Here is a 16,304-nt window from a genome sequence, read left to right as displayed (position 1 = left end):
ATCTCTCAACGGGCGCCTTGTCCTGACCCGCGGGGGAAGGCGCCGGCACCCGGCCGTCCGAGACGGCCGGGCCTGACCTCTTGAACTACTCGGCGGCTTCCGACGTCGGCGCCGGTCCGAGCTTGGAGTTGTGCAGGTCGACGTTGAGGCCGAGCGAGCGCATTTCCTTGACCAACACGTTGAACGATTCCGGAATACCGGCCTCGAACGTGTCGTCGCCGCGCACGATCGCCTCGTAGACCTTGGTGCGGCCGGCGACGTCGTCCGACTTCACCGTCAGCATCTCCTGCAGCGTGTAGGCCGCGCCGTAGGCTTCGAGCGCCCACACCTCCATTTCGCCGAAACGCTGGCCGCCGAACTGGGCCTTGCCGCCCAGCGGCTGCTGGGTGACCAGCGAGTACGGGCCGATCGAACGCGCATGGATCTTGTCGTCGACCAGATGGTGCAGCTTCAGCATATAGATGTAGCCGACCGTCACCTTGCGATCGAACGCATCGCCGGTGCGGCCATCATAGACCGTCGACTGACCGGATGCGTCGAGGCCGGCGAGCTTCAACATCTCCTCGATGTCGGCCTCCTTGGCGCCGTCGAACACCGGTGTGGCGATCGGCACGCCACGGCTCAGATTGTGACCAAGCTCGATCAACTCGTTGTCGTTGAGCGACTTGATGGTCTCGTCATCGCCGTAGATCCGCTTCAAGGTCTCCTTCAGCGGCTTCACGTCCTGCTTCGACAGGTAGGCATCGACCGTCTGGGCGATGCGCTTGCCGAGGCCGGCGCAGGCCCAGCCGAGATGCGTCTCGAGGATCTGTCCGACGTTCATGCGCGAGGGCACGCCCAGCGGGTTCAGCACGATGTCCGCATGCGTGCCGTCCTCGAGGAACGGCATGTCCTCGATCGGCACGATCTTGGAGACGACGCCCTTGTTGCCGTGACGGCCGGCCATCTTGTCGCCCGGCTGGATCTTGCGCTTCACCGCAACGAAGACCTTGACCATCTTCATCACGCCTGGCGGCAGCTCGTCGCCACGCTGCAGCTTCTCGACCTTGTCGAGGAAGCGCTGTTCCAGCCCCTTCTTCGACTCGTCGTACTGCTTCCGCATGGCCTCGATCTCGGCCATCAGCTTGTCGTTCGGCGAGGCGAACAGCCACCACTGCGACTTCGGATACTCGTCGAGCACCGCGCGCGTGATCTTGGTGTCCTTCTTGAAGCCCTTCGGACCGGAGATGCCCTGACGGCCATCCAGCATGTCGGCGAGACGGCTGTAGACGTTGCGGTCCAGGATCGCCTGCTCGTCGTCGCGGTCCTTGGCCAGACGCTCGATCTCTTCCCGCTCGATCGCCAGCGCACGCTCGTCCTTGTCGACGCCGTGCCGGTTGAACACGCGCACTTCGACGATCGTGCCCTGCACGCCCGGCGGCACCCGCAGCGAGGTGTCGCGCACGTCAGAGGCCTTCTCGCCGAAGATGGCACGCAGCAGCTTCTCTTCCGGCGTCATCGGGCTCTCGCCCTTCGGCGTGATCTTGCCGACCAGGATGTCGCCGGCGCGCACTTCCGCGCCGATATAGACGATGCCGGCTTCGTCGAGGTTCTTCAGCGCCTCTTCCGACACGTTCGGAATGTCGCGCGTGATTTCCTCCGGACCCAGCTTGGTGTCGCGGGCCATCACCTCGAATTCCTCGATGTGGATCGAGGTGAAGACGTCCTCCTTCACGATCCGCTCGGAGAGCAGGATGGAGTCCTCGAAGTTGTAGCCGTTCCACGGCATGAACGCGACCAGCACGTTGCGGCCGAGCGCGAGCTCACCGAGATCGGTCGACGGACCGTCAGCGATGATGTCGCCCTTCTTGACGATGTCGCCGACCTTCACCAGCGGACGCTGGTTGATGCAGGTCGACTGGTTCGAGCGCTGATACTTCATCAGCCGGTAGATATCGACGCCCGACTTGGTCGGATCGAGATCCTCCGTGGCGCGGATGACGACGCGGGTGGCGTCGATCTGGTCGATCACGCCGGAGCGGCGCGCCGCGATCGCGGCGCCCGAGTCACGGGCCACGACGCCTTCCATTCCGGTACCGACGAACGGCGCCTCGGCGCGAACCAGCGGCACCGCCTGGCGCTGCATGTTCGAGCCCATCAGCGCGCGGTTGGCGTCGTCGTTCTCGAGGAACGGGATCAGCGCCGCGGCCACCGAAACCAGCTGCTTCGGCGACACGTCCATGTAGTCGACCTTGTCGGGCGTCATCGGCACGACTTCGCCGGCGTGACGGCAGACCACGAGGTCCTCGGTGAAGCGGCCCTTGGCATCGAGCGGCACGTTGGCCTGCGCGACGCGGTAGCGCCCCTCCTCCATGGCCGACAGATACACCACCTCGTCGGTGACCCGGCCGTCCTTGACCTTGCGGTACGGCGTCTCGACGAAGCCATACTTGTTGACACGGGCGAAGGTCGCCAGCGAGTTGATCAGGCCGATGTTCGGACCTTCAGGTGTCTCGATCGGGCAGATGCGGCCGTAATGCGTCGGATGCACGTCGCGCACCTCGAAGCCGGCGCGCTCGCGGGTCAGACCGCCCGGTCCAAGCGCCGACAGGCGGCGCTTGTGGGTGATCTCCGACAGCGGGTTGGTCTGGTCCATGAACTGCGACAGCTGCGACGAGCCGAAGAACTCGCGCACGGCAGCGGCGGCAGGCTTGGCGTTGATCAGGTCCTGCGGCATCACGGTGTCGATGTCGACGCTCGACATACGCTCCTTGATGGCGCGCTCCATGCGCAACAGGCCGATGCGGTACTGATTCTCCATCAGCTCGCCGACCGAGCGGACGCGGCGGTTGCCGAGATGGTCGATGTCGTCGATCTCGCCCTTGCCGTCACGCAGGTCTACCAGGGTCTTGATGACCGACAGGATGTCTTCCTTACGCAGCGTGCGCTGGGTGTCGGGCGCATCGAGCTCGAGGCGCATGTTCATCTTGACGCGACCGACCGCGGAGAGGTCGTAGCGCTCGGCATCGAAGAACAGCGACTGGAACATCGCCTGCGCCGAATCGAGCGTCGGCGGCTCGCCCGGACGCATCACGCGGTAGATGTCGAACAGCGCATCCTCACGCGTCATGTTCTTGTCGGCCGACAGCGTGTTGCGGATGTAGGGGCCGACATTGACGTGGTCGATGTCGAGCAGCGGCAGGTCCTTGTAGCCCTGCTCGTTCAGCACCTTGAACAGCTTGTCGGTGATCTCCTCGCCGGCCTCGGCGTAGATCTCACCCGTCTTCGGATTGACGAGATCCTCGGCGATGTAGTTGCCGAGCAGCTCCTCGTCCGACATGCGCAGCGCCTTCAGCCCCTTCTCCTGGAGCTGGCGGGCGGCGCGCACGGTGAGCTTCTTGCCGGCCTCGAGCACGACCTTGCCGGTGTCGGCGTCGATCAGGTCGTTCACGGTCGAATAGCCGCGGAACCGGTTGGCGTCGAACGGAACGCGCCAGCCTTCCTTGATGCGCTTGTAGATCAGCTTCTTGTAGAAGGTCGACAGGATCTGCTCGCCGTCGAGGCCGAGCGCGAACATCAGCGACGTCACCGGCAGCTTGCGGCGACGGTCGATGCGCGCGAACACGATGTCCTTGGCGTCGAACTCGATGTCGAGCCAGGAGCCGCGATACGGAATGACGCGGGCAGCGAACAGCAGCTTGCCCGACGAATGGGTCTTGCCCTTGTCGTGGTCGAAGAACACGCCCGGCGAACGGTGCATCTGCGAGACGATGACGCGCTCGGTGCCGTTCACGATGAAGGTACCGTTCATGGTCATGAGCGGAATGTCGCCCATGTACACGTCCTGCTCCTTGATGTCCTTCACCGACTTCGCGCCGGTTTCCTCGTCGATATCGAACACGATGAGGCGCAAGGTCACCTTGAGCGGCGCAGCGAAGGTCATGCCGCGCTGGCGGCACTCGTCGACGTCGTATTTCGGCGGCTCGAACTCGTAGCGGACGAATTCCAGCATCGAGGTGCCCGAAAAGTCGGAGATCGGGAACACCGAGCGGAACACCGCCTGCAGGCCCTCATCCGCTCGCCCACCCGTGGGCTCGTCCACCATCAGGAACTGGTCGTAGGACGCCTTCTGAACCTCGATGAGGTTCGGCATCTCCGCGACTTCCTTGATGTGTCCAAAGAACTTGCGAACGCGTTTGCGACCGGTGAATGTCTGCTGCGCCATCGTGGCCTCTCATTTCGTCGCCCGGAGGGGCGAACCTTCCGAAACAGCGGCTGCCACCGCCCCTTCGGGTTGAATTTCGATCCATTTCGAGGATCTGAGGCCCAAAGCCGGAACGGAAACGTCCCAGCTCTGTTCTTCAGACCAGCAAAACGCAAAACGACGCGCGAGGCGCGAGGGCGCACCCGCTCGTCACAACCATCTCGTCACGGACTGCAAAAGCCCGAAATTGCCTATCTCCCAACGGTCTAAAGGCGGAGACGCCACTCCACCGATAACCGGCTTTTCGTGCTGCCGACCCAATATGGGCCGACGATAGCCGAGATTCGAGGGGGAAGCCCCTAAATCTCCACACTTTTCCGTGTTCGGCCCGCAACGGGCGATCCTGTTGCACGCCTTTTGCAGTATCCCGGCCCGACCCGACACCTCTGCAAAACTCTTTTGTTCCGATGATGACCGGGCGATGTTACCGCCCGGTCACCATAATCTCTCGAAACCTTCGGACCTGCCTTAGGCCGCCGGAAGGCTCCGCCTGCAATCTTGCGATTACTTGAGGTCGATCTTGGCGCCAGCCTTCTCGAGCTGAGCCTTGATCTTCTCGGCCTCTTCCTTGTTGACGCCTTCCTTGACCGGCTTCGGGGCACCCTCGACCAGGTCCTTGGCTTCCTTCAGGCCCAGGCCGGTGATGGCGCGGACTTCCTTGATGACCTCGATCTTCTTGTCGCCGGCCGAGGCCAGGACAACCGTGAACTCGGTCTTCTCTTCCGCCGGAGCGGCAGCGGCAGCGGCCGGGCCAGCAACCGCGACGGCGGCAGCGGCGGACACGCCCCACTTCTCTTCCAGGAGCTTGGCGAGCTCGGCGGCCTCGAGAACGGTGAGCGAGGACAGGTCGTCGACGATTTTCTGCAAGTCAGCCATTGATCTACTTCCTTAAGATGGTTCGGTTCGAAACCAGGTTTTGAGTGTTTGCGAAGGGCGTCAGGCCGCTTCGCCCTTTGAGGCATGAGCCTGAATGACGCGCGCGACCTTGGCCGCGGGTGCGTTGGCGAGCTGGGCGAGCTTGGTCGCCGGAGCCTGGATCAGGCCGACGAGCTTGCCGCGCAGTTCGTCCAGCGACGGCAGCGAGGCGAGAGCCTTGACGCTGTCGACATTCAGGACGGTTTTACCCATGGAGCCGCCGAGGATGACGAACTTTTCGTTCGCCTTGGCGAATTCCATGGCAACCTTGGGCGCCGCGACAGGATCGTTCGAAGTTGCGATCACGGTCGGCCCCTTCAACAGGGGACCGATGCCGACGACGTCCGTGCCTTCAAGAGCAATTTTGGCGAGACGGTTCTTCGAGACCTTCACCGACGCGCCCGCCTGCTTCATCTGCATGCGCAGCTTCTGCATCTGGGCTACGGTGAGGCCGGAATAGTGAGCGACGACCGCGACGCCCGTGGTCTTGAAGACCTCGTGCAGTTCCTCGACCGCCTCTTTCTTTGCCGCTCGTTCCACAGCAAGCTCTCTCCGGTTGGCGGCCTTCGCCCGAAAGCGGGACCGCCGGGTTGCACCCGCCGCCCCACCAAACCTGACCTCCGGACGGAAGAACCCGAGGACACGCAAGGCAAAACGGCGATGAATAGCCTGCCCTTCCGCAAGGCTTTATCGGCCCACGGAGTGTCGAGGTTCGAACCAAACCTGCATGCCACCACGACAGAGGCAGTGGACATGCCGAAATCCGGTCTTCACCCGTCTATGCAGGCTGGACGATTAAGCCATTGAGGAAATTGAATTCCGCGCCGGCGCCTGCAGTCTCGGACAGGATCGGGGTGATCGGCGGACCGACCTCCCCTGCGGCATTCGAGAGCAGAAAGATCCTTCTTCCTTCCGGGTCATCCAAACGGATATCCTCAAAAGGAATACTGATCCTCTAGGCTTTCGGAATGCGCGCACGAGCGCGCCAGCAAATGCCAGCCCGCCCGGAAGCCGGTTCTTTAACGGGTCCACGGCGACTTGCCAAGACCCCCAAGAGCAAAAATCGCACCAGTTGGACAGTTCGCGAGGCCCCCACGAGCATCCGCCAGCGCCTGACAGGCGAAGGCGAGAGCAGCATGCGGGTTCCCACGCTCGGTCTCTCCCCCCGTCATTGCGAGCGAAGCAATCCAGGGTCGAGAAGGAAGTCTGGATTGCTTCGTCGCAATGACGGCGCTCATGACGGCCGACGTCTCACACCGGATAAGTGTAGGCCGTTGCGGCGGTCACACCGGGTCTTCACGGGCGCTTTGGCTTCGGCCGTCATCTGCGCGGCCGTGTTCGCATCCAGCCTCTGCCTGGCCGGCCAGGCAGAGGTCGATGCCACCTACAAGGACATCAAGCAGACGCTCGGCACGGTGCCAGGCTTTCTCCACCAGGTTTCGAAAGCCGCGCTGCCGGGCGCCTGGGCCGAGGTGAAGGCGCTGCAGTTTTCGAACGAAACCGCCCTGCCGCCGAAGGTGAAGGCTCTGATCTCACTCGCCGTCTCCGCTCAAATCCCCTGTCGGTACTGCATCTGGGAAGACACCGAGAACGCCAAGCGGGCAGGTGCGACGAAGGACGAAATCGAGGAAGCCGTCGCGATCGCCGCGGTGGCCCGGCACTGGAGCACGATCTTCAACGGCATGCAGGTCGATTTTGAGACCTTCAAGAAGGAGCTTGGCGGCGACGCGCAAGCGACTCCGCCTGCCAAATAAGGCGAACACTATCGGCAATGTACCAAAATCGGGATGCCGGACGGAAAACGCTGCCGTCGGCATCCCATGGCGCGACTTAGAAACCCAGGATTGGAAGGAGGCAAGGATGCCCATAGTTTTCGGAGAAGCTGTCAGCACGGTGAAGGATATCGTGTCCGTGATGAAGAAGCATGGCGATGCGGTGCGCGGGACCTACCGTGCCCGCTACCGCTTCGATCCGCAGTCAAGCGATCCCTACACAACACCGCTTCTGGAGCGGCCGGCGTGCCTGAAGGACAATGCCCCGTCTGTCGTCTATCCCTGGGAACAGATCTTCGCCGCTGCAGCCGTCTGTGCCGGCTCGGGCTATCCGATGCTGGCGGCGCATGCCGGCATCGATCTCCGTTCGGCCGAGTTCGTCGCGGAAGGCGTGTTCGACCCGCGTGGTGAATTCGATGGCCTCGAAGGGCTCGAGGCGCCCGTCGAGGCCCGGCATTGCTACCTATCCCTCCACCTCCGCGCCACCTTGAGTTCCTCCGCGCCGCGTGCCGAACTCGAGAAGATCCATGAGCGCGCCATTTCCCACAACATGGTGCTCGGCGCACTGAGGGGAATTCCCATGACCAGCGAGCTTGTGGTTCGGCAGGCGTAGAGGTCAGATCGTCGCGTCCATGCCTGATGACTCGCGTCCACCGTCAAGCATCAAGGCTCTGATGGCCCACCATATCGCATCGTCCAGATCGGCACTTGACCGGGCCCATACTCATTTCCGATCCACAGTGTGCCGCAGATCTGCAGATAGGCGTAAGGCGTGCCATCGAACATCACTCACGCTCGCAATGACGAGGAGGGAGTTCGTCACGTCACGAGCATGGCAACGTTCGCGCGATCTGTCGGGTGCCGTGGCACCCGACGGGGCCGTGCCGCCTACCCCTTCGGGCAGGCCCCACCGGCATCGGCCCAGGCCTTGATCAGCTCGCCGAACTGCTTCTGGCTGCCCGGCGCCGGCGTCCGCCCTGCTCCCGGATTCCAGCCCCAGCCGACCAGTTCGTCCTCAGCCATATGATGAATCAGCTGGGCCATGGTCTTGCCGCCGTTGAGCTTCGGGTCCTTGATCTGGGTGCAGATCTGGCCGAGCGATCGGCCCTGCCAGGCCATCTCGATCGGCGCCAGCTGCCACTTCGGATTGCCGGGCACGCGCGCCGGGTCGAAATTGGCTTCGTGGTGACAGGTCGTGCAGGCGAGCCCGCCGGGCGCGCCCATGCCGGCCTCGCCGCGGACCACCAGCGGCTGGTGCGGAATCATCTTGTCGGTCTGGGTCGGACGATCGCCGGCCGGATGGCAGTTCATGCAGCGCGGCGACTGCAGCACCTTGCCGGCCTCCTCGAACAGCGCCACCGCGCGCTCCTCCCTGTTCTTGATCTTCGCGAAGTCCGCTGCCGGCTTCAGGCCATTGGCCACGCGGGTCGCCTCGGGCGCGGCATAGGCGCGCTGAAGCCCCGGATAGGCCGCGACGGCAACCGCAGCCAGGCAGCCGGCGAGCAACGCCATCGCCCCCGTTCTAACCAGTCTCATGCAGTGTCTCCCGGCCGGATCGGCAATTGCGTGGGGCGCGGCAGGCCGAGCTTCGCCATGGCGTTGGCGACGGCCGGTCCGAGCGGCGGGACGCCGGGCTCGCCTACCCCCGATGGCTTCTCTGTCGACGGCACGATCGCGACCTCGATCTCGGGCATCTCGTGGATGCGCAGCGAGCGGTAGGTATCGAAATTGCCCGACACCGGACGTCCCTCGTCGAGCGGCTGCTGCGCATAGAGGATGTGGCCCAGCGCAAAGCCGATGCCGCCCTCCATCTGGGCGCGGATGATGTCGGGATTGACCGCGACGCCGCAGTCGACAGCGCACCAGACCTTGTGCACGACCGGTCCGTCGGCGCCCATCGACAGCTCGACGACCTGGGCGACGTAGGTGTTGAAGCTCTCGACCACGGCAACGCCGCGGGCGCGGCCCGCCTCGAGCTTGGCGCCCTTCCAGTCCGCGAGCTCGGCGACCGCCTTGAGCACACCGGCGTGACGCGGCTTGTCGGCCATCATCGCCAGTCGCCCCTCCACCGGATCCTGGCCGGCGGCTTCGAGCAGCTGATCGACGAACGCCTCGACAGCGTAGCCGGTATGGGTGTGGCCGACGGAGCGCCACCACAGCACGGGCACCCCGACATCGACCTGGTGCAGGTCGCAGCGGAAGTTCGGCACCTGGTACGGGATCTCGTTCGAGCCCTCATAGGCCGTCGCATCGAGACCGTTCTTCATGGTCATCGCCTCGAACGGCGAGCCCTTCATGATCGACTGGCCGACGATCGTATCCGACCACGCCACGATCTTGCCGTCGCGAACGACGCCGCGCATGCGATGCAGGCTGAACGGCCGGTAGTAGCCGCCGCGCATGTCGTCCTCGCGGGTCCACACCAGCTTGACCGGACGTCCCGGCCCGATCGCCTTGGCGACCTGCGCCAGCTCCATGGCGACATGGGTCGACTGCTGCGCGCGCCGGCCGAAGCTGCCGCCGGCGAGAATCGTCTTGAGATCGACCTTGGCGATGTCGAGCCCCAGCACCTGCGCGATCACGGCGTGATCAGGCGTCGGAAACTGGCTGCCGTAGCGCGCCGACGCCGTGTCGCCCTTCCAGTGCAGGAATGCGTTGATCGGCTCCATCGGCGCATGCGCCAGATAGGGGAAGACGAACTCGGTCTCGATCAGCTTGCCGCCCTTGGCGATCTCGGCGTCGACGTCGCCCTCCTGCTTGACCAGCGCGCCCTGCTTCTTCGCACGCGCGCGAAACTCCTCCAGCAGCTGCGCCGTGCCGCGCGTCTCCGCCTTGCTGTCGTCCCAGGTGATCTTGAGCAGGTCACGTGCCATCTTGGCCGGCCAAAAGCCCTCGGCATAGACGGCGACGCCATTCGGCACCTCCTTGACGTCGACGACGCCAGGCACGGCCTTCGCTGCTGATGCGTCGAAGGAGGCCACCTTGCCGCCGAACCGCGGCGAGCGCGCCACCAGCACGGTCAAGGTCCCCGGATCCTTGATGTCGAGCGTGTACTCGGCCGAGCCGTTCGACTTCGCCACGCTGTCGAGCCGGGTCACGGCGCCTTCCTTGCCGATCAGCTTGAAGGCGGAGGGATCCTTGAGCTGCGGGTTCGCCGGCACCGGCTGTTGCATCGCCTTCGCGGCCAGCGCGCCGAAACCGCTCTGCTTGCCGGAGGGATGTCTAACGATGCCTTTATCGACCGTGATCTCCTCGGCCGGCACCTTCCATTCGTCGGCAGCCGCAGCCACCAGCATCGCGCGCGCGGCGGCGCCGACCTTGCGCATCTGCTCGTAGGAATTGGCGATCGCGCTCGAGCCGCCAGTGCCCTGCACCCCGAACAAGAGATTCTTGTAGAGCACCGGATTCGAGGGCGCATGATCGGCGCGCATCTGCGACCAATCGGCATCGAGCTCCTCGGCCACCAGGGTGGCCATGCCGGTGAACGGGCCCTGTCCGAACTCGATGTGCTTGCAGAGAACGGTGACGGTGTCGTCCTGGCCGATCACCAGAAACGTGTTCGGCGCGATGTTGACGGATTTTGCCGCAGCAGCGTCCTGCGCGTAGGCGACGCCGTTGCGCGCGACATAGGTGGCGAGCACGAACCCAGCGCCGGCTTTCAACAGCGAGCGGCGCGACAAGGTCGCAGCGGCTCCAGATTTCACATGAAGGTTCATGATCAGCCCTCCAGAGTCTTGGCGGCCGAATGAATTGCGGCGCGGATGCGGACATAGCTGGCGCAGCGGCAGATGTTGCCGTTCATTGCGAGATCGATGTCCTGGTCGCTGGGCTTCGGGGTCAGGCTGAGCAGCGCGGCGGCGCTCATCACCTGGCCTGACTGGCAGTAGCCACATTGTGGCACATCATGCGCGGCCCATGCCTTCTGGACGGCAACCGCCTCTTTGCTGGAGAGTCCCTCGATCGTCGTCACCTCGCTCTTCCCGACTGCCGACACCGGCAACGAGCACGAGCGCACGGTCTGGCCGTCGATATAGACTGTGCAGGCCCCGCATTGCGCAACGCCGCAGCCATATTTGGTGCCGGTCAGCCCAACATTGTCACGAATGGCCCAGAGCAAGGGAGTGCCGGGGTCGACATCAACCTGATGCTCCCGCCCATTGATCTTCAAAGTGAACGCCGCCATGGCCCCTCGCACTATCTGTCGTCCTAACAGCAAGAGTTAGAAGCATTCGAGAATGGTTCGCAATTCACAGAGATGTGCAGTGCGTCAAAATATTTCTGCGCGGGGCGGAACGTTTTGGACGTAGCCCGCATCAGCGTCAGCCACAGCCCGCAAAGGCGAAAGCGACATGGGGGATGGTCCGTCCCGGGTCGTTCCGCTCGCCCGGGCTACGAGCTACTTGACTTGATAAGGCATCATCTCGCCGCCGAAGAACGCTGTGAGATTCGCCACCACGCAGGCCTGCATCGCGACGTGCGACTCCCTGGTGTTGCCGCCGATATGCGGCGTCAACACCACGTTGGGCAGGGAGGTCAGCTCATCCGGCGCATGCGGCTCCGTCTCGAACACGTCGAGGCCGGCACCGGCAACGGTACCCTCCTTGAGCGCCGCCACCAGCGCCCGCTCGTCGATGACCGAGCCGCGCGAGATGTTGACGATGTGGCCGTCGGTGCCGAGCTTCTTGAGGAGGTCGGCGTTGACGACGTGGGTGGTCTCGGCGCTGGCGCGGACGGCGATCATCAGCACGGTGCACCATTCGGCGAGCGCATCGAGGCTCGGGAAATATTGATACGGCAGATCGTCATAGCGGGTGCGGTTGAAATAGCCGACCTCAGTCTCGAAGGCGGCTACGCGGCTCGCGATCTTGCGGCCGATCTCGCCCATGCCGTAGACGCCGACCTTGCAGCCGGCGAGACTGGGCGGCGGCTTCATCAGCGGCGATGGTTTTGCGGACGCCCAGCCCCCGTCGCGGACATAGGCGTCTGCCACCGTCAGCCGCCGCGTGGTCGCCAGCATCAACATCACAGCGACGTCTGCGACCGCCGCGGCATTGGCGCCCGGGCTGTGGCCGACGGCGATGTTACGGGCCGCGGCCGCCTTCAGGTCGACGCCGTCGTAACCGGTGCCATAGCAGACGATGGCCCCGAGCGCCGGGAGCCTGTCCATGTCGGCAGCCCCCAGCGGCGTGCCGCCGGCCGTGATCAGCGCCCGGATCTGCGCGACCTCGTCCGCCGGAAACACCTCGTGCGCCGGCTTGCCGCCGCTGTCGAGCAGATCGAACCGACCGGCAAAGCGCTGGGTCAAGGATTTCGGCAGGCGGGAATAGATCAGGACCTTGTCGGGCATGTCGGCCGGTACTCCAAAATGCGAAGGGCGGGATCGATGAACGATCCCGCCCTCCCCAATCTAACCTATGCTTGGCCGCTCAGGCGAGCACGGTGCCCGGCTCGACCTTGACGCCCGGGCCCATCGTCGAGGAGACGGCGACGCGCTGGACGTAGGTGCCCTTGGCGCCCGCCGGCTTGGCCTTCACGACCGCATCCGCCAGCGCCTTGATGTTCTCGACCAGCTTGTCCTCGGCGAACGAGGCCTTGCCGACGCCGGCCTGGATGATGCCGGCCTTCTCGACGCGGAACTCGACCGAACCGCCCTTGGCGCCCTTGACGGCACCGGCGACGTCCATGGTCACGGTGCCGATCTTCGGGTTCGGCATCATGCCGCGCGGACCGAGCACCTTACCGAGACGGCCGACCAGCGGCATCATGTCGGGGGTGGCGATACAGCGGTCGAAGTCGATGTTGCCGTTCTGCACCTTCTCGACCAGGTCCTCCGCGCCGACGACGTCGGCACCGGCGGCCTTGGCTTCGTCGGCCTTGGCGCCGCGGGCGAACACGCCGACGCGGAGCGTACGGCCGGTGCCGTTCGGCAGCATGACGACGCCGCGGACCATCTGGTCGGCATGGCGCGGATCGACGCCGAGGTTGATCGAGACCTCGATGGTCTCGTCGAACTTCGAGACGGCCCGCTCCTTGATCATCTTGATCGCGTCAGCAAGCGGGTAGAGCTTGGTGCGATCGATGCCCTCGCGGGCCTTCTTCAAACGCTTTCCGAGTGCCATGGCGCCTTACCCCGCAACTTCCAGACCCATCGAGCGGGCAGAGCCCTCGACCATCTTCATGGCCGACTCGATCGAGTCGCAATTCAGGTCCTTCATCTTCTTCTCGGCGATCTCGCGCACCTGCGCCTTGGTCACCTTGCCGGCCTTGTCGCGGCCCGGCGCCTTCGAGCCGGACTGGATCTTGGCAGCCTGCTTGAGGAAGTAGGACATCGGCGGGGTCTTCATCTCGAAGGTGAAGGACCGGTCCGCATAAATGGTGATGACCACCGGGATCGGGGTGTTCTTCTCTTCCTTCTGGGTCTGCGCGTTGAACGCCTTGCAGAACTCCATGATGTTGAGACCGCGCTGACCCAGCGCGGGGCCGATCGGCGGCGACGGGTTGGCCGCACCGGCCGGGACCTGAAGCTTCAGGTAACCGGTTACTTTCTTTGCCATTATGACTCTCCAATGCGTTCGCGATTCTGCCTGATGCGAACGCAACGCCTTCGGGCGACAAAACCCTCAGGCGAGGTTTGGGACCGTGGTCCGGCGCGCTTCATCCGGCTGGCAAAGCCGGTCACGCCTCCCACGAACGAAATCGCCCCCCGGTTGGGGAGCGAAGGGCGCCCGATACACGAGATCGGACGAAAAGGAAAGCCCGGGACGCCTAGAGACCCGGCAGCCCGGCCCTTAACCGACGATCTTCTCGACCTGGTTGAATTCCAGTTCGACCGGGGTGGCGCGGCCGAAGATCGACACCGCGACCTTGACCCGCGAGCGCGCCTCGTCGATTTCCTCGACCACGCCAGAGAACGAGGCGAACGGGCCGTCGGCGACGCGGACGTTCTCGCCGATCTCGAACGACACCGAGGATTTCGGCCGCTCCACGCCTTCCTGCATCTGGTTCAGGATGCGCATCGCCTCGCCTTCGGAGATCGGCATCGGCTTGTTCTCGGCGCCGAGGAAGCCGGTCACCTTGGGCGTATTCTTGATCAGGTGGAACGCCTCGTCGGTCAGCTTCATCTTCACCAGCACGTAGCCGGGGAAGAACTTGCGCTCGGCGTCGATCTTGCGGCCGCGGCGCACCTCGGTGACCTTCTCGATCGGCACCAGCACCTGCTCGAACAGGTCCTCGAGATTGCGCTGCTTGGCCTGCTCGCGGATCGACTCCGCGACCTTCTTCTCGAAGTTCGAATAGGCGTGGACGATGTACCAGCGCTTGTCGGAGCTTTGCGTTGCGGTTGCCATCAGTGAATGCCCAGCACGAGGGTGATGAGATAACGGATGATCTGATCGGCGGCGAAGAAGAACACCGAGGCCAGCGCCACCATCACGAACACCATGATCGTGGTGATGGTGACCTCGCGACGGCTCGGCCACGAGACCTTGGCGGTCTCCGAGCGCACTTCCTGCAGGAATTTGAACGGGCTGGTAGCCATCGTCAGGGGTCCGCGTCCGTCATCGGACGATTGAAGAGTTGACTGGGAAAACCGAACAGCCGTCCTTGGCCCACCCTCTTGTCGGAGAGATGAGCCGAATCCACGGGCTCGCTTGTTCGGGGAGTGAAAAGCCGCGCCGGATATCCGCTTTTATCGCGGGCCGGCTGCAGGTTGTCGAGATATCTACTGTCGGGCCGGCCAAAGGTCAAGATATGGGCATGCCGGGCGTCGGCGGCCATTCCCGCGTCAGGCCCCCGCCTGGTCCGCCACAACGCGGTTTTTCGTGCAACGGCAGGCCATTTCCGCACCACGGCAGGTTGAGCAGTTGCCGCGACGAAATGCCCGTGGTGGAGCAGCTCCTGCTCTTGCCGGGCCTGCGCCACCCGCTCATTCTCGTCCGCACAAGAACAATCCGGAGGAAACCCATGACCTTTGCCCCGCGCAAGGGACGGACGCGCCTTGCCGCCGTCAGCCTTGCTGCTCTCGGTCTTGCCGCTCTCGCCCTCACCGCCGTCCCTGCCTGTGCCCAGGCCCAAGCCCCGCTCAAGATCGGCGTGCTCAGCGACTTCTCGTCGGTCTATTCGGACATCGGCGGCCAGGGCAATCTCGAGGCCACCAAGCTCGCGGTCGAGGAGTTCGGCGGCAGCATGTTCGGCAAGCCGATCGAGGTGATCAGCGCCGATCCGCAGAACAAGGCCGACATCGCCGCCGCGATCGTGCGCAAATGGTACGAGAACGAGGCCGTCGACATGGTCATCGACATGCCGACCTCGGCGACCGCGCTCGCCGGCATGGAGATGTCGAAGCAGTTCGAGAAGCTGATGATCGTGACGGATGCCGCGAGCTCCGACATCACCGGCAAGTCCTGCTCGCCCTACACCGTGCACTGGACCTACGACACCTACGGCAACGCGCACACGGTCGGCAGCGCCATCGTCAAGAACGGCGGCAACACCTGGTTCTTCATCACCGCCGACTATCTGTTCGGCCATTCGATCGAGCGCGACACCGGCGACGTCGTGCGCGCGGCCGGCGGCACGGTGGTCGGCAGCGCCCGCCATCCCCTCAACAACCAGGATTTCTCGTCCTTCCTGCTTCAGGCGCAGGCCTCCAAGGCCAAGATCATCGGCATGGCCAATGGCGGTGGCGACACCATCAACACCATCAAGCAGGCCGCCGAGTTCGGCATCGTCGCCGGCGGCCAGAACCTCGCCGGCATCGTGATGTTCATCTCCGACATCCACAGCCTCGGCTTGAAACTGGCGCAGGGGCTGATCATCACCGAGGCCTATTACTGGGATCTCAACGACCGCACCCGCGCCTTCGGCAAGAAGTTCTTCGAGCGCATGAAGCGGATGCCGACCATGAACCAGGCGGCGACCTACAGCGCGACCCTGCACTATCTCAACGCGGTCAAGGCAGCAGGCAGTCGCGACACCAAGCCGGTGCTCGCCAAGATGCGCGAGACCCCGGTGCGCGACGCCTTCACCGACAACGGCGTCGTCCGCGCGGACGGCCGCATGGTGCACTCGATGTTCCTGTTCGAGGTGAAGAAGCCCGAGGAGTCGAAGGGCCCGTGGGACTATTACAAGGTGCTGGCCGAGGTGCCCGGCGACCAGGTGTTCCGGCCGATGAAGGACGGCAACTGTCCTTATGTGAAGCAATAAGGGGTTGCTGAAATGCATTCGGGGCTCGCGCGTTGCGGGCCCCGGCCTAACCTGTCTCGTCGATTTTTGGCTTAAGTGCTTGATCTCGCTGGCAGGAGTGGAGAGGCTCGAACTCCCAACCCCCGGTTTTGGAGACCGGTGCTCTACCAATTGAGCTACACTCCTAGCGA

At 64.2% G+C, this 16,304-nt stretch carries 15 protein-coding genes and 1 tRNA gene; 3 read left to right on the top strand and 13 right to left on the bottom strand.

Annotation, left to right across the window (positions count from 1 at the left end; all coding sequences use genetic code 11):
- Window positions 1–85 precede the first annotated feature (85 nt).
- The 3 genes from rpoB to rplJ all read right to left on the bottom strand — a co-directional run bounded on the left by rpoB (window position 86) and on the right by rplJ (window position 5,698).
- On the bottom strand, window positions 86–4,204 hold the full coding sequence (gene rpoB, locus QW868_RS24235; RefSeq protein WP_315737592.1) for a DNA-directed RNA polymerase subunit beta: 4,119 nt from the start codon (window positions 4,202–4,204) through the stop codon (window positions 86–88).
- A gap of 543 nt (window positions 4,205–4,747) precedes the next feature.
- Entirely contained in the window at window positions 4,748–5,119 is a 372-nt protein-coding gene (gene rplL, locus QW868_RS24230; protein ID WP_315737591.1) for a 50S ribosomal protein L7/L12, read from the bottom strand.
- Window positions 5,120–5,179: 60 nt separating this feature from the next.
- On the bottom strand, window positions 5,180–5,698 hold the full coding sequence (rplJ, locus tag QW868_RS24225) for a 50S ribosomal protein L10 (RefSeq protein ID WP_315737590.1): 519 nt from the start codon (window positions 5,696–5,698) through the stop codon (window positions 5,180–5,182).
- 596 nt (window positions 5,699–6,294) lie between these two features.
- On the opposite strand from rplJ, the gene QW868_RS24220 reads away from it, so the two are divergent.
- Window positions 6,295–6,912: a carboxymuconolactone decarboxylase family protein gene (locus tag QW868_RS24220; protein ID WP_316231712.1), complete on the top strand. Its 618-nt coding sequence runs from the start codon at window positions 6,295–6,297 to the stop codon at window positions 6,910–6,912.
- A gap of 106 nt (window positions 6,913–7,018) precedes the next feature.
- Window positions 7,019–7,543, top strand: coding sequence for an OsmC family protein (locus QW868_RS24215; protein WP_316231711.1), 525 nt, complete (start codon window positions 7,019–7,021; stop codon window positions 7,541–7,543).
- 275 nt (window positions 7,544–7,818) lie between these two features.
- Here the strand turns inward: QW868_RS24215 and QW868_RS24210 are convergent, their stop codons facing one another.
- The 9 genes from QW868_RS24210 to QW868_RS24170 form a co-directional block, all read right to left on the bottom strand.
- The gene (locus tag QW868_RS24210; RefSeq protein WP_316231710.1) at window positions 7,819–8,466 is read right to left on the bottom strand and encodes an Isoquinoline 1-oxidoreductase subunit; all 648 of its coding nucleotides are present in this window, start codon (window positions 8,464–8,466) and stop codon (window positions 7,819–7,821) included.
- Entirely contained in the window at window positions 8,463–10,646 is a 2,184-nt protein-coding gene (locus QW868_RS24205; RefSeq protein WP_316231709.1) for a xanthine dehydrogenase family protein molybdopterin-binding subunit, read from the bottom strand. Before QW868_RS24205 ends, QW868_RS24210 begins: the two co-directional genes overlap by 4 nt.
- A 2-nt stretch (window positions 10,647–10,648) precedes the next feature.
- Window positions 10,649–11,113, bottom strand: coding sequence for a (2Fe-2S)-binding protein (locus QW868_RS24200; RefSeq protein ID WP_315776633.1), 465 nt, complete (start codon window positions 11,111–11,113; stop codon window positions 10,649–10,651).
- A gap of 213 nt (window positions 11,114–11,326) precedes the next feature.
- The gene (locus QW868_RS24195) at window positions 11,327–12,277 is read right to left on the bottom strand and encodes a 2-hydroxyacid dehydrogenase (RefSeq protein WP_316231708.1); all 951 of its coding nucleotides are present in this window, start codon (window positions 12,275–12,277) and stop codon (window positions 11,327–11,329) included.
- A 79-nt stretch (window positions 12,278–12,356) separates the two neighbouring features.
- Entirely contained in the window at window positions 12,357–13,049 is a 693-nt protein-coding gene (rplA, locus tag QW868_RS24190) for a 50S ribosomal protein L1 (protein ID WP_315737585.1), read from the bottom strand.
- A 6-nt stretch (window positions 13,050–13,055) separates the two neighbouring features.
- A complete protein-coding gene (rplK, locus tag QW868_RS24185; RefSeq protein ID WP_012045056.1) occupies window positions 13,056–13,484 on the bottom strand; it encodes a 50S ribosomal protein L11 in 429 nt (142 codons plus the stop codon).
- A 234-nt stretch (window positions 13,485–13,718) separates the two neighbouring features.
- On the bottom strand, window positions 13,719–14,276 hold the full coding sequence (nusG, locus tag QW868_RS24180) for a transcription termination/antitermination protein NusG (RefSeq protein ID WP_284423110.1): 558 nt from the start codon (window positions 14,274–14,276) through the stop codon (window positions 13,719–13,721).
- Window positions 14,276–14,467 carry a preprotein translocase subunit SecE gene (gene secE, locus QW868_RS24175; protein ID WP_006611822.1) on the bottom strand — a complete coding sequence of 64 codons (192 nt, stop codon included), beginning with the start codon at window positions 14,465–14,467 and terminating at the stop codon, window positions 14,276–14,278. The genes nusG and secE overlap by 1 nt, the downstream gene beginning before the upstream one ends.
- Before the next feature lie 2 nt (window positions 14,468–14,469).
- Window positions 14,470–14,706, bottom strand: coding sequence for a hypothetical protein (locus QW868_RS24170; protein WP_315811490.1), 237 nt, complete (start codon window positions 14,704–14,706; stop codon window positions 14,470–14,472).
- 186 nt (window positions 14,707–14,892) lie between these two features.
- Here QW868_RS24170 and QW868_RS24165 point away from each other — a divergent pair, with 186 nt between their 5' ends.
- The gene (locus QW868_RS24165) at window positions 14,893–16,134 is read left to right on the top strand and encodes an ABC transporter substrate-binding protein (RefSeq protein WP_316231707.1); all 1,242 of its coding nucleotides are present in this window, start codon (window positions 14,893–14,895) and stop codon (window positions 16,132–16,134) included.
- Between the two features lie 89 nt (window positions 16,135–16,223).
- Here the strand turns inward: QW868_RS24165 and QW868_RS24160 are convergent.
- Window positions 16,224–16,299, bottom strand: a tRNA-Trp gene (locus tag QW868_RS24160).
- Window positions 16,300–16,304 lie beyond the last annotated feature (5 nt).

The sequence above is a fragment of the Bradyrhizobium sp. SZCCHNR1051 genome (assembly GCF_032489615.1).
Classification (GTDB): domain Bacteria; phylum Pseudomonadota; class Alphaproteobacteria; order Rhizobiales; family Xanthobacteraceae; genus Bradyrhizobium.
Note: the sequence above shows the minus strand (reverse complement) of the source record. Positions and strands in the feature narration are given on the sequence as shown.

Excerpts from the sequence above, each read along its gene's own strand:
- rpoB (WP_315737592.1), bottom strand. The coding sequence starts at position 4,204 with ATGGCGCAGCAGACATTCACCGGTCGCAAACGCGTTCGCAAGTTCTTT.
- rplL (WP_315737591.1), bottom strand. The coding sequence starts at position 5,119 with ATGGCTGACTTGCAGAAAATCGTCGACGACCTGTCCTCGCTCACCGTT.
- QW868_RS24220 (WP_316231712.1), top strand. The coding sequence starts at position 6,295 with ATGCGGGTTCCCACGCTCGGTCTCTCCCCCCGTCATTGCGAGCGAAGC.
- QW868_RS24215 (WP_316231711.1), top strand. The coding sequence starts at position 7,019 with ATGCCCATAGTTTTCGGAGAAGCTGTCAGCACGGTGAAGGATATCGTG.
- QW868_RS24210 (WP_316231710.1), bottom strand. The coding sequence starts at position 8,466 with ATGAGACTGGTTAGAACGGGGGCGATGGCGTTGCTCGCCGGCTGCCTG.
- QW868_RS24205 (WP_316231709.1), bottom strand. The coding sequence starts at position 10,646 with ATGAACCTTCATGTGAAATCTGGAGCCGCTGCGACCTTGTCGCGCCGC.
- QW868_RS24200 (WP_315776633.1), bottom strand. The coding sequence starts at position 11,113 with ATGGCGGCGTTCACTTTGAAGATCAATGGGCGGGAGCATCAGGTTGAT.
- QW868_RS24195 (WP_316231708.1), bottom strand. The coding sequence starts at position 12,277 with ATGCCCGACAAGGTCCTGATCTATTCCCGCCTGCCGAAATCCTTGACC.
- rplA (WP_315737585.1), bottom strand. The coding sequence starts at position 13,049 with ATGGCACTCGGAAAGCGTTTGAAGAAGGCCCGCGAGGGCATCGATCGC.
- rplK (WP_012045056.1), bottom strand. The coding sequence starts at position 13,484 with ATGGCAAAGAAAGTAACCGGTTACCTGAAGCTTCAGGTCCCGGCCGGT.
- nusG (WP_284423110.1), bottom strand. The coding sequence starts at position 14,276 with ATGGCAACCGCAACGCAAAGCTCCGACAAGCGCTGGTACATCGTCCAC.
- secE (WP_006611822.1), bottom strand. The coding sequence starts at position 14,467 with ATGGCTACCAGCCCGTTCAAATTCCTGCAGGAAGTGCGCTCGGAGACC.
- QW868_RS24170 (WP_315811490.1), bottom strand. The coding sequence starts at position 14,706 with ATGGCCGCCGACGCCCGGCATGCCCATATCTTGACCTTTGGCCGGCCC.
- QW868_RS24165 (WP_316231707.1), top strand. The coding sequence starts at position 14,893 with ATGACCTTTGCCCCGCGCAAGGGACGGACGCGCCTTGCCGCCGTCAGC.